Source organism: Streptomyces sp. NPDC048370 (assembly GCF_043200825.1).
Taxonomy (GTDB): Bacteria; Actinomycetota; Actinomycetes; order Streptomycetales; family Streptomycetaceae; genus Streptomyces.
In genome coordinates this window covers 530291-542766 of sequence record NZ_JBICYI010000002.1, presented here as the reverse complement: position 1 = coordinate 542766, position 12476 = coordinate 530291, and the positions used below count along the sequence as shown (strand labels likewise).

The 12476-nt window shown below is 72.3% G+C and carries 9 protein-coding genes; 2 read left to right on the top strand and 7 right to left on the bottom strand.

Annotated elements, in window-relative coordinates:
* The first annotated feature begins 37 nt into the window (after positions 1 to 37).
* On the top strand, positions 38 to 862 hold the full coding sequence (locus ACGFYP_RS06085) for a class I SAM-dependent methyltransferase (protein WP_393486895.1): 825 nt from the start codon (positions 38 to 40) through the stop codon (positions 860 to 862).
* 793 nt (positions 863 to 1655) lie between these two features.
* Here ACGFYP_RS06085 and ACGFYP_RS06080 read toward each other — a convergent pair.
* The 7 genes from ACGFYP_RS06080 to ACGFYP_RS06050 all read right to left on the bottom strand — a co-directional run bounded on the left by ACGFYP_RS06080 (position 1656) and on the right by ACGFYP_RS06050 (position 9650).
* Entirely contained in the window at positions 1656 to 1802 is a 147-nt protein-coding gene (locus ACGFYP_RS06080; RefSeq protein ID WP_393486893.1) for a hypothetical protein, read from the bottom strand.
* Positions 1803 to 1949: 147 nt separating this feature from the next.
* Positions 1950 to 2144 carry a DUF4236 domain-containing protein gene (locus tag ACGFYP_RS06075; RefSeq protein ID WP_361963313.1) on the bottom strand — a complete coding sequence of 65 codons (195 nt, stop codon included), beginning with the start codon at positions 2142 to 2144 and terminating at the stop codon, positions 1950 to 1952.
* Positions 2145 to 2220: 76 nt separating this feature from the next.
* Entirely contained in the window at positions 2221 to 3657 is a 1437-nt protein-coding gene (locus tag ACGFYP_RS06070; RefSeq protein WP_393486890.1) for a serine/threonine-protein kinase, read from the bottom strand.
* On the bottom strand, positions 3654 to 4463 hold the full coding sequence (locus ACGFYP_RS06065) for a serine/threonine protein kinase (RefSeq protein WP_393486888.1): 810 nt from the start codon (positions 4461 to 4463) through the stop codon (positions 3654 to 3656). The genes ACGFYP_RS06070 and ACGFYP_RS06065 overlap by 4 nt, the downstream gene beginning before the upstream one ends.
* A gap of 378 nt (positions 4464 to 4841) precedes the next feature.
* Positions 4842 to 6896 carry a family 43 glycosylhydrolase gene (locus ACGFYP_RS06060; RefSeq protein WP_393486885.1) on the bottom strand — a complete coding sequence of 685 codons (2055 nt, stop codon included), beginning with the start codon at positions 6894 to 6896 and terminating at the stop codon, positions 4842 to 4844.
* Positions 6897 to 7039: 143 nt separating this feature from the next.
* Positions 7040 to 8593, bottom strand: coding sequence for a peptidoglycan DD-metalloendopeptidase family protein (locus ACGFYP_RS06055; protein WP_393486883.1), 1554 nt, complete (start codon positions 8591 to 8593; stop codon positions 7040 to 7042).
* Positions 8594 to 8657: 64 nt separating this feature from the next.
* Positions 8658 to 9650, bottom strand: coding sequence for an esterase family protein (locus ACGFYP_RS06050; RefSeq protein ID WP_361963303.1), 993 nt, complete (start codon positions 9648 to 9650; stop codon positions 8658 to 8660).
* A gap of 269 nt (positions 9651 to 9919) precedes the next feature.
* Here ACGFYP_RS06050 and ACGFYP_RS06045 point away from each other — a divergent pair, with 269 nt between their 5' ends.
* Positions 9920 to 12460, top strand: a complete 2541-nt coding sequence (locus tag ACGFYP_RS06045) for a penicillin acylase family protein (RefSeq protein WP_393486880.1) — start codon at positions 9920 to 9922, stop codon at positions 12458 to 12460.
* Positions 12461 to 12476: the final 16 nt, after the last annotated feature.

Sequence of the window (12476 nt, the reverse complement as noted above, 5' to 3'; positions counted from 1 at the left end):
TATGCGGACCGTCACACTGTGTGCGGAGGTGACGCACGTGTCGGAATCGGTGGAAATGCGGGCGGCGGTTCGGGAGACGTACGGGTCGGCCGACCTCAGTTCGGTCCCGGTGTTCGCCGGAGGGTTCATCAACTTCGGGTACTGGCGGTCGATCGACCTGGCCGGACCGATCGCGGTCGACGACCGCGTCCGCAGCCAGCAGGACCTGTACCGGCACGTGCTCGACTCCGTCGGCCCGCTCGCCGGCGGCCGGGTGCTGGAGGTCGGCTGCGGGCTCGGCGTCGGGTGTGCGCTGGCCCTGGGCGAGTACGAGCCGGAGCACATCACCGGCATGGACATCCACCCGCAGCAGCTGGAGCGCGCCCGACGCGCCAACGCGGCTCTGCTGGACGCCTCCCCCTCGAGACTCCGGTTCGTCCGGGGCGCGGCGGAGGACATGCCGTTCGGCGACGGCGCGTTCGACCGCGTCCACAGCGTCGAGGCCGCACAGCACTTCGACGACCTGACCGCCTTCGCCCGCGAGACGGTACGGGTCCTGCGGCCCGGCGGGCGGGTGGCCGTCGCGAGCTTCTTCACCCCGGACGACGACCCGGGCCACGGCGCCCGGCTGGCGGACCTGCTCAAGTCGTACGCCGACGGCCTGGACATCGCCCGCCCCGTCACTCTCCTGACCGAGGCGTTCACCAGGGCGGGCCTGGCGGACGCGCGGGCCGTCTCCATTGGCCCGGAGGTGTGGGAGGGCTGGGACCGCTGGCTGTCGGACCAGTGGAAGCCGGGCACCTGGCCGCGGAACTTCCTGAAGGCCTACCAGCAGGGTGATCTCGACTACTACGTCGTCACGGCCACCCGCCCCCAGGCCTGACCCGCACCCCCGGGCCTGACCCGCACCCCCGGGCCTGCCCCACACCCCCGGGCCGGCGCTCACCTCCCCTTCGGCAGGTAGTACGGGGGCCTCGGGCGGTGGTGGGCGGCCACCGGGGGTGACTGGGAGGCATCGGCGTACGCGCGGGCCACCTGCCCGTCGTACGAGCGGTACTCCACTCCCGTGGCCCGCCCCGGCCCGTCCAAGGGAAGACGTAGTCGTCGGGGAAGGGTAGACCGACGTGCTCGCGCTGCTCGTCCGCGTCGGCGGCGACCCCCAACTCCTCCTCGGCGGCTCGGTAGTGGGGCTCCAGGTCCTCGTACGAGATCGGTCACCGACGCCCGTACCCGAAGGCTTCGGTGTCGAAGTCCTCGGGGAGCATGCGCGGTGCGAGGCCCGTCCAGACGTTGCCCGTACCGCCGTTGACGCGCACGTATCCGCCGGCGTACGGGAGCGGGCCGTCCTGGTGCAGGTGGCCGGCCGTTCGGAACCGGGTGGTGCGTCGGTGCCGACGAGGTCCGTCACCTCGGGCCAGGGGGCCGCCGGATGGGCACGGTGGGCCGGGAAGGGGGCGTCTTCCCGTGCGTGGTCGCCGGCGCCCGCTTCCAGGACCAGGACCCTTCGGCCCTGCCCGCCGAGTCGGTGCGCGACGAGCGAGCCCGCGACCCCGGCCCCGACGACGATCACGTCGTACCGGCTCACCGGCCGCCCCCCTCGACCCGCTCGCCGGAGCCGGACGGGTCGCGCACCTCGGCCCAGCTCCCGTACCCGCCGGGCTCGGTGGCGGGGGCGCTCATGCGTACCGCTCCGCGCCGAGCTGCTGCGCCGCCACCGACCGGTACACCTCGGTCAGCGCGGCGGCCTCCAGGGCCACTTCGTCGAAGCCGGTCAGTCGTACCGACAGGGCGGTGAAGCGCTGTTTCTCGTCTGTGTGGGGCACGCGAGCATCGGTGCCCCCGCCGCACGTCGGCCGATGCGGCGCGCCCCCGCAGCGGCTTGATCACGGCGCCGGGCACTCCCTCGCAGGGATGGTGGCGTCCGGCCTGGTGTTTCGACCCGCGTTCACAGAAGTGGCGCGGTCGGGTCCTCAGCGGCGGCGGCGGAAGCTCCGGCGCCAGCTGACTCCACCCGGCAGTCGCACCGACGCGCTGTGCCCGCCCCCGCTGTGCCGGGTGACATGCGCCCGGCGCGGGCCGAAGCTCAGCGACCAGCCGTGCGTACCGATGTTGAGGCGGAGCAGCTTCGGGATGATCGTGATCTGCTTGTGGTAATAGATCGACATGTCGGCCTCCTCGACTCCATGCTGCGCGAAGGTCGCGGCGGGCCGGTCACGGCCACGCCACGACCTTGTCACCGCGTCAGCGGGCGGTCGCGGGGTGCGGACACTCCGGCAGCGCCGGCCGGTCTCTGGTGCGTACGGCGGGGAGCCAGGCCGTCGGGGGCGTCGAGCCGGACGGGAGGCGGACGCGGTACCAGCGGGTGGACCAGCGGTCCTCCTCGTCGATGATGGGCTGCCCGTCGGCCACCTGGCAGTCGGCGACGAGGACGTCGCCGTGCCACACCCTGGTCGGTACGACGTTGTCCGCGGTGTACGGCCGCGCCGGATCGATCGCCAGTCCCAGACTGCACTGCCGGTCCCGGTCGACCCGCTCCCGGCAGCCCCGCTCCGCGTTGAACACCCGGACCGTGCCGGCCGTCGCGCCCGCACGGCCCGGCGGCGTCGACGCGCCCACCCGTACCGCGTCCGAGCTCAGCGTCGCGCCGGCGATCCCGCACAAGGCGGTGGCCAGGACGGCGGCGCGGGCCCGACCCCGCCGCCGCGCCGCCCCAGGCGTCCCCTGCTCCGCGGCGATGCGGGCGAGCAGGCTCTCGGCGGTGTGCGGGGCGCGTGCCGCGTGGCTCGGGGCGAGGCAGTCGGCGGCCAGCGCGCGCCAGAACGGCGGTACGGCGTGGTCCATGCGCAGCGGGGCCCGCCCCTCGCCGTACTCCTGGACCGCGGCGCCCCGCGCCATGGGTGTGGCCCCTGGGAACGGGGACGCGCCCGATGCGAAGACCTCGTGGATGACGATGCCCAGGGCCCAGATGTCGGCGCTCGGCCGGACCCGCACGCCCAGTTCGCCGAGGGGGGCCCTCCAGCGCTCGGGCGGGAGGTAGTCCAAGGTGCCCATGGGTGGCGCGTACCCGTGGGTCCCCGTCAGCTCGGTGGCGAGGCCGAAGTCCGAGAGCTTCACGGAACGGTCCCTGCCCAGCAGGACGTTCTCCGGCTTGAGGTCCGCGTGGACCCAGCCCGACCGGTGGAGATGGGCGAGCCCCTCGCAGATCCCCGCGATCAGCCGACCGCGATCGGCCTCGGGCACCCCCGCGTCGACGAGCTCCCGCAGACTCCCGGCGGCCCGCTCCATGACAAGCACGAGCGCGCCCTCGAGGGAGGGCCGGTCGGGTGCGGCGAGCACGAACGACTCCAGGAGGCCGATCAGGCGCGGATGCCCGGCCCTGCGCCCGAGCTCGACCTCGCGGCGCGCGGACTCCACGATCCGCTGCGACTGCCGCGGCGCGAGCCCGGCCGTCGGCATGATCTTGAGCGCGACCTCGGTGGGGACCTTGCGCCGGCTCGCGGGGCTCCCGCCGGCCCGGATCTCCGGGTGCTCGTCGGCCGGACGCGCCGCGTAGACCGTGGACCAGCCTCCGGCCCCGATGAGTTCGGTGACCACCCACTCGCCCACCCGATAGCCGGGCGGGAGGAGGTCCGTCCGGTCGCATTCGGTGGTGCCCCCGGGGCCGTGCGGCGCCGTCATCGGGCGGCCTGCCGCTCCCGCCCGCCGGCCGCCGTCAGGGGCGGAAGCAGCGCGAGGTGCTCCTCCCGTACGAGACCGAACCGCAGCGCGAGCCCGACGATCTCCTCCCGCTTGCCGTTGCGACGGTCGCCCTTGCCGGGCTCGTGGGCGTCCTGGACGCCGATGCGAAGCTTCTCCTCGGCGAGGTAGTCGATGTGCGAACTCACCGCCCGCGGGGTCAGCGTGCCGCAGGTGGCATGCCCCCTGAGCCGCTCGACGATCTGCGGAGTGGTGGGGACCGCCACGCGGGACTGGTCGCGCAGGCGCGGTTCGCAGAGCGCGACCAGGACCAGGAAGTACGTGGCCGTCTCGTCCAGGGAGTACGCGGTGACCGTCCGGTTCCCCCAGGGGACGCCCATGGCGTCCGGGTCCAGATAGACGTGGTCGGGGGCGAACACCTGGAAGGAGACGGGGACGTCACCGCGCGTGGGCAGCACCACGCGGGAGAACTCGAAGGGGATCGGCGCCCCGACGCGTCGCGGCGGAACCCTGAGGTATTCGCCCGCTCCCTCCGGGTTCTCCACGAGATAGCTGTGGGTCGTGCTGTGGTTCGTCAGCTGCCAGTGGTCGTCGGTCACGCGGATCTCCCCGGCGAGCCGGGAGATCGCCGGGTCGGCGAGGCACAGCTCGACGGGGACCGCCGCGGAGCCCCGCCCGAAGCGGGCGACCTCCCCGGGGCCGAGCCGTAACGTCACCGCGTCACCGTGCGGTTCGCCGCCGTCGGCGCCACCGCTTCCCTGCGGCAGATGGACGACTACGCCACTCACCGCTCCCCCCGTTCCCCCGCGTCGCTTGTCGGACGAGCGGAACGATACTCATCTCTCAGAGTCTCTCAGGGTCTCTCAGGGGAGTTCATCTGCGTACTTCGGCCACGTGGGCCGGAATCGCCCGCAGGGTCGCGCCGAGCGTGGGGAGGTCACCCGCGGCCGGGGCACGGCGCCTCGTTCCAGTCCGCACAAGGTGGGGAAGGGCGCCGTACGGCGAGGCAGGGACCCCCGGTCAGGGGAGTTTCGCGACGCGGACGAAAGAGTGAAGCCGCCCTTCACTTGGCGGGATCCGCACCCTTCCGCCGAGCAGGCATCCGCACCTTTCCGTCGAGTCGGCAGCCGCGTCCTTCCGCCGAGCCGGCATCCGCACCCTTCCGCTCAGAGAGCGGGGCTGCCCGACATCAGGGGTGCGACCGCGCGATCGCCGAAGGCCGTCCACGGCTGCCACCCGCCGCTCGGCCGCTCCTGGACGCGGGTCCGTATCCGGCCCGCGACGGTGACGGCGAAGACGTGCAGCCGACCGGTGGAGTCGGGCGTGGCCGTGGGCGTGGCGGCGAGCCTGATGCCGGGCTCGCCGAACTCCCCGCCGGGATGCCAGTCCCCGCCCGGAGCCACCTGCCAGCGGTGGCCGAGCCGGGCGCCGCCGGGCGCCAGGGAGAACGCCTCCAACCGCCCGTCGGCGTTGGCGGCGAACGCAGGGGCGGCGGCGCTCCAGCCGAACAGCGGCACCCACTCGCCCCAGCCGCCGCTCGGTACGGTCTGCCGCCGGGCGAAGGTTCCCACGCCCGAAGGCCCGATCGCGGCGACGGTGAGCCGGCCGCTGCCGTCCCTGGCCACCCGGGGCGCGGCACCGGCCGCGGTACCGAACGCGTGCCATGCCGCGGTCCAGGGGCCGCCGGGGGCTTCCTGCCAACGGTGCCGGATCGCGGCGCCGCCGGGGGAGAGGACGAACGCCTCCAGCCTGCCGTCGGCGTTCGCCGCGACCACCGGTGGCGCGCCCGCCGCCCCACCGAAGGCGGGCTCCCACGGGTCCCAGGCCGGCGCCCCGGGCGAGCGCTGCCGCCGCCGGGCGAAGGAGGCGCCGCCGGGGCTCGCCGCGAAGACCTCGAGGCGGCCGTCGGCGCCGCGGGCCACGGCGGGCGCTGCGCCCGCCGGGCCGCCGAACTCCTCCCACGCGTACCAGCCGCCGTCCGGCCGCTGCACCCGGTGGTGCAGTTTGACGCCGCCAGGGGCCAGCGAGAAGACCTCGAGCCGGCCGTCGGTGTTGCGCCCGAGGGTGGGCACCGCGCCGGCCGGTCCTCCGAACGTCTCCCACTCCGACCAGGTGTCGGTGGACGCGTCGGTCTGGACGCGGCGCAGCATCGAGCGGTCGCCGGCGTCGAGGGCGAACACGGTGAGGCGGCCGGCCACGTCGAGGCCGGCCACCGGGTTGTCGGGGCTCTGCCAGGCCGGTGGTGTGTCCCGCCACTCCAGGGGTGCCACGTACAGCCCGTTCCGGAACCAGCCCGCGGCGCTGGCGTACCACGCGTCCCCGTCGGCGACCACCTCGACGGCGTGACCGGGCACATGTCCCGCGTATCCGGCGAGTTCGAAGTGGAACGGGTCCCGCGAGGCGAGGACGTCGGTGCCCTCGTAGCCGTTGCGCGGGCCGATGAACAGGTAGAACCAGCCGTCCCGTTCGACGACGCACGGCGACTCGGTGACCGAGACGGTCGCGTCCGTGCTCGCGTCGGTGAACGCGACGCCCGGCTCGCTCCAGCGCACCAGATCGGCGGAACGCCGGTACGCCACGACATGGTGGCCGCCCGCGTCCGAGAGCTCGGTGTAGTACATGACCCACTCGCCGCCGATCCGCAGCACCATCGGGTCACGCGCCGCGAGCCCCCGGAAGAGCGGGCCGGACGGTTCGCGGGTCCAGGTGAACAGGTCGGTCGACGTGGCGAGGTTGATCGCGGCGCCGCTCGCGCCGCCCGCGGCGTAGAACATCCAGAACCGGCCGTCGGCCTCGACGACGTGCGGCGCCCAGAGGTGTTCCTCGCCGAAGTAGGACGGGTCGACGGTGAGCGCGTCGGCGTGGGTGGTCCACGGACCCTGCGGGCTCGGCGCGGAGGCGTGGGCGAAGGAGATCTCCGCCGTGCTGTCGGGGGACTCCCCGCGCGGCGCGCTCTGGCCGACGATGCCGAACAGGTGCCAGCGGCCGTGGGCCTTCACCAGCGTGTGATCGTTGAGATAGCGCGGGCCGGCGGAGCCGGACGGGTCGTAGACGTACGAGAAGGGTCCCGCGCCGACCCAGAGCGGAGGCGGGGCGTCCGCGGAGGCCGCGGCGAAGGCCGGACCGACGGCCGGACCGAAGGCCGGGACGGCGCCCAGGAGCGGGAGCGCGCCGGCTCCGGCCGCACCGCGCAACAGGCTCCGTCTGCTGATCGGAAGCATGGGTCCTCCGGAAGTACCGCGTGGTCGGCCGTGCCGTTGGGGGCACGGCCGACCACGGGTCGGTCGTGGTGGGACGCTCGGGGACGGGGTCGGACGGGGCTGACCGGTCGGACAGGTCTGATGGGGCCGACAGGTCTGATGGGTCAGTCGAGGCCAGGGCCGGCGGTGTCGTTGACCCAGAGCCACTCGGACCAGCTGCTGAAGCCGGTCTGCCAGGTGTGGAAGGTGCCGGTGCGGTTGGTGCCGAAGACCTCGATGCGGCCGTCGGCGTTGGAGGCGGCGGTGACCTCCGTACCGCCGGTGCCGAAGGGGGCCCATTCGCTGAAGGGCGCGTTGACGGCGGTCTGCCAGCTGTGCATCGCGGTGGTGCCGTTCATCGCGAAGACTTCGACGCGGCCGTCGGGGGTGCGTTCGCTGGTGAGCTGTGCGTCGACGGGTCCGCGGGTCTCCTCCCAGCCCGACCAACTGGTCGGGCTCGTCTGGTACTTGTGGAACACCCCGCGCGGGCCGGAGGCGAAGACCTCAAGACGGCCGTCGGCGTTGTGGTCGACGGTCAGATCACGGCCGCCTTCGCCGAAGTTCTCCCACCCGGACCAGCCGCCGTTGGGAGCGGTCTGGTACTTGTGCTGGAAGATCGTGCCGTTGAGGGCGAAGACCTCCAGGCGCCCGTCGGGTGCCTTCCCCATCTCCACCCGGCTGTCGGCGGGGCCGCCGCCCGTGTCCTCCCAGCCGGACCAACCGCCGTTCGGGGCGAGTTGGTACCGGTGGAAGAGTCCGATCGAGCCCGACGCGTAGACCTCGATACGGCCGTCGGCGTTGACGCCGGCCGCGATGTCGCGGCCGCCCTCGCCGAAGGTCTCCCACCCGGACCAGCCGCCGGACGGGTTCAGCTGCCAGCGGTGCTGGAAGATGTTCCCGTTGATGGCGAACAGTTCCAGGCGGCCGTCGGCGTTGGGTGCGATGGCGAGTTGGGCGTTGCCCGGTCCGCCGAGGGATTCCCAGGACGACCAGTTCCCGTTGACCTCCTGCTGCCAGGCGTGGTGGATGCCGTTCGCTCCGGCGGAGAACACCTCGAGGCGCCCGTCCGCCGAGCGCGCCGACACGACCCGGCCCGACTCCGCCGGATACACCAACGGCTTGGGCCGGGGACCGCTGCCCGGGGTGCAGGGCAGCACCACACCGCGCTCCGCGAGGTAGACCTCGGGGTCGATGTGGTACGAGGTGGCCGGGTCTCCCCAGATCCGCAGATGCAGGTGGGAGCCGGTGGAGTTCCCCTCGGATCCCATCAGGGCGATCTGCTGACCGGCCACGACGCGGTCGCCCTCGAAGACGTCCCGCCGGGACATGTGCCCGTACTCGGAGATCCTGCCGTCGGCGTGCTGGACCCGGATCCACTGGCCGTAGCCGGTCTCGTACCCGGAGATGGTCACCTCGCCGTCGTCCACGGCGTAGATCGGCGTTCCGACGTTGTTGGCGATGTCCACGCCGTTGTGGCCGCTGTGGTAGTGCTGGGTCACGGTGCCGGCGGTCGGGCAGGCCGCCTGCGCGGCGACGGCGGTGCGGGCCGGAGCCGCGGCCACGGCCGGAGTCGCAGTCGCAGCGGCAGTCGCGGCTGCGGGTGCGAGCACCGGCAGCAGCAGGGCGGCGGTCGCCGCGAGTACACAGGTCAGTGCGCGTCGGGAGAGTCCGGGAAACACGGGACGCTCCTCCCCTCGGCGGTCTCGGGGTCAGTGGGACGGACGTACGGTGCGAGGCGCGCGGTCACGCCTTGCGCAGCCGGCCGATGACGCCGTCGATGTCGCGCGCCAGCATGTCGTGGCGGACGAAGTGGCCGCCGGGCAGCTCGTGCCACTCGTGCGGGATGCCCGCGTTGCCGAGGGCGGCGCGGAACTCCCGCTGCCCCGCGAGCACTTGGGTCTCGTTGGCCCGGTCGAACCAGTTGACCGGATCCGGGCTGGTGCCGGCGACCAGGAAGACCCGCTTGTTGCGGTAACTCTCGATCCGCTGCATCGGGTTGTCCGCGTTCACCCGGGCCTCGTCCCAGAACGGCGCGCCGTAGACCGTACCGCCGCCGAGGTCCGAGCCCGCGGAGGTGACGTTGGCCCAGTGGACCACGAGGCCGTTGTCCCTGCGCAGGCTGGCGGGTCCCGAGTGGGAGCTCACCGAGGCGAAGTGGCCCCAGTACTTGGCGGCGTACTTCAGGGCGCCGAAGCCGCCCATCGAGAAGCCGGACACGGCACGGCCGTCGTACTCCGCGAAGGTGCGGAAGTTCGCGTCGATCCACGGGATCAGCTGGTCGATGTGGAACGTCTCCCAGTTCCGCGGGCCGGTGTTGGAGCTCACGGGGTTGGAGTACCAGCCGGCACGGCCGCCGTCGGGCATGACGACGATGATCGGCTTGCCCGCGGTCCAGTCGCGGATGCGCTCGCGGTCGAAGGTGATGAAGTCCTGGCCGTCACCGCCTCCGTGGAGGAGGTAGAGCACGGGGTACCTGCGCCCGCCGCTCCAGTGGTAGTCGTCGGGGAGGAGCACGTTGACGGCCGGATTCCAGCCGATCGCGTTCGTCTGGAAGCGGTAGTACCACATGCGGGGATCGGCCTCGCCGCGCTCGACGATGCGCAGGCCGAAGCCGTCACCGACCGCGGCGGCGCTGGTCGCGGTGGCGAGGACGCCAGCGCTGCCGAGGGCAAGAGCGGCCGAGAGGCCCCCGGCGGTCTTCAGGATGTTCCTACGGGTGGGGTGCTGCGCGCTCAACGTGGCCTCCTGGTCCGGAGTCTGACGATCTGTCCTGGCGCAGCGGAGTTCCCCCGTCACGCCGCTTTCGGTTGGAAGGTAGCAACGGCACGGGCCCGGGAGACCCCGGAAGATTACGGACTGACAGGCGCGGGCGCGTGGGCTAGGGGGCCCGGCAGTGCGGGTGGTGCCCAGCGTCCCCCTTCGTGTGAGTCATCGGGATTTCATCGCTCCTCCTTACCGTGGCCGCGTTCGGACGAAGGCCCGTACGACAGGGGAAGGACGGCTCGATGGCGCGGAGGAGAATCAGAACGAGGCTGCCGATGGCGGTCATGGCCGCGGTCGCGGCGATGAGCACGCTGGCGGCAACGGGGTCGACGGCCACCGGTTCCACGGCCACGGGGTCGACGGCCAGGGGGCCGGCCGCCGTCGTACCCGGTCCTGACAAGCCGACCATCCGCTACACCGAGTACGGAATCCCGCACATCATCGCCTCGGACTGGGAGGGGCTGGGAACGGGGTACGGGTACGCGGCGGCCAAGGACAACATCTGCACCCTGGCCGACACGTATCTGATGGTCAACGCCCAGAGGTCCCGGTATCTGGGGCCCGACGGCAGGGCGAGCCCCGGCCAGAACCAGAACAGCACCAGCAACCTCAACAGCGACCTGTACTTCCAGCGGATCAAGGACGACCGGGTGGTGGAGCGGCTGCTCGGCCGGCCCGCCCCCGACGGTCCGGAGCCGGAGGTCGAGGAGGCCATTCGCGGCTACGTCCAGGGGTACAACAGGTACTTGGCCGAGACCGGCGTGGACGCCATCTCCGACCCGGCCTGCCGCGGTGCGGCCTGGGTGCGGCCGATCACCGAGCTCGACGTCTACCGGCACGCGCACGCCGAGATCATCATGGGCAGCGCCGACCCGCTGCTGGACGGCCTGGTCAACGCCGCACCGCCGGGGGCCTCGGCCGCCGTGCCGACGGGGGCCTCGCCCGCTGCGCGGCCTGGACCCTCTGCCCCCGGCGCGCCGCCGGCGTCCTCGCCCGCGAAGACCGCGGCGAAGATACGGGACGCACTGGCGGTGAGCCGCCAACAGAGCATGGGCAGCAACGCGTTGGCGGTCGGCTCGCAGGGCGTGTCCGGCGGGACGAGCATGCTGCTCGCCAACCCGCACTTTCCGTGGCAGGGCAAGAACCGGATGTGGCAGAGCCAGCTGACGATCCCGGGGAAGGTCAATGTCTCCGGCGCCAGCCTGCTGGGACTTCCCGCGGTGAACATCGGGCACAACGACGACGTAGCCTGGAGCCACACGGTCGCCACGGTGGCCCCGTTCGGTCTCTTCGACGTCCAGGTCGATCCGCTGAACCCCACCAAGTACCTGGTGGACGGCGCCTGGGAGCAGATGACCTCGCAGCAGGTCGCGGTCGACGTACGGAACGCGGACGGCTCCCTCGGGAAGGTCACCAGAACCTTGTGGTCCACCCGCTACGGCCCGATCACCACCTCGATGCAGGGCGTTCCGTTGCCCTGGGTGGTGAGCGCGCACGCCGTACGCGACGTGAACATGGAGAACCTGCGGGCGTTGAACACCTGGTTCCGCCTCGACCAGGCCAAGGACGTCGACGACGTGGTGAACACCCTGGAGACCACGCAGGGCGTTCCGTTCTTCAACACCGTCGCCTCCGATCGCAAGGGCAAGGCGCTGTACGCGGACATCCAGGCCACCCCGAACATCACCGACGAGCACGCGCGGTCGTGCCTCACCGCCACCGGCCAGCTGCTCTTCAACCAGTCCCTACGGCTGCCGAACGTGCCGCCGATCTCCATCCTCGACGGCAAGCGCAGCGCGTGCGACTGGCCCGACGACCCGAACGCGGTCGCGCCGGGGCTGCTTGACCCGCACAAGCAGCCGCGGCTGATCCGGTCCGACTTCGTCGGCAACGCCAACGACAGTGCCTGGCTGGCCAATCCGGAGCAGCCGCTGTCCTTCCCCCGGGTGATGGGGGACATGGCGGCGCCCCGATCGCTGCGTACCCAGGAGCTGATCCTGACCGCGCAGAACCGGATCAACGGCACGGACGGCCTGCCGGGCAGGGGCTTCACCCCGGAGACCATGGGGAAGCTGCTGTTCGCCGACAACAGCAGGGCGGCCGACCTGGCCCTCAACGCCACGGTGTCGATGTGCCAGAGCGTCCCCTTCGGGCTCATCCTGGTGGACGGCAACCTGGTGAACGTGAGCGAGGCGTGCCCGATCCTGGCCGCATGGAAGAGCCACGACTACACCGCCGACAGCCGCGGATCCTGGCTGTTCGCGAACTACTGGTCCTTCCTGCTCGGTCAGCAGGGCATCGAGAAGCTGCCGTGGCGGGTTCCCTTCGACCCCAAGGACCCGGTGCACACCCCCAACTCCCTTGATTCCGGGAGCTCCGCCGTCCGTGACGCCTTCGGCCGGGCCGTGCTCGCGCTCCGTAAGGCGGGCATTCCGCTGAACGCCCCGCTGTCGGACATCCAGAAGGTCACCCGTGGGGCCGAGCAGATCCCGATCCACGGCTCGATCGGTCAACTCGGCGTACTGAACGTGATCACGCCCGGCCAGGTCGACGGAAAGCTGGACGTCGTCTTCGGGTCCAGCTTCATCCAGACGGTGCGCTTCACCGCCGAGGGCCCGCCCGAGGCGTACTCCGTGATGGCCTACTCGCAGTCGGCCGACCCGACCTCCCCGCACTACGCCGATCAGACCAGGTTGTTCTCGGCGGGCCGGTGGGTGACCGAGCGGTTCACGGAGGAGCAGATCGCCGCTTCACCGCACCTGCGGATCAAGGTTCTGAACTGAGAACGCCGACAACCTC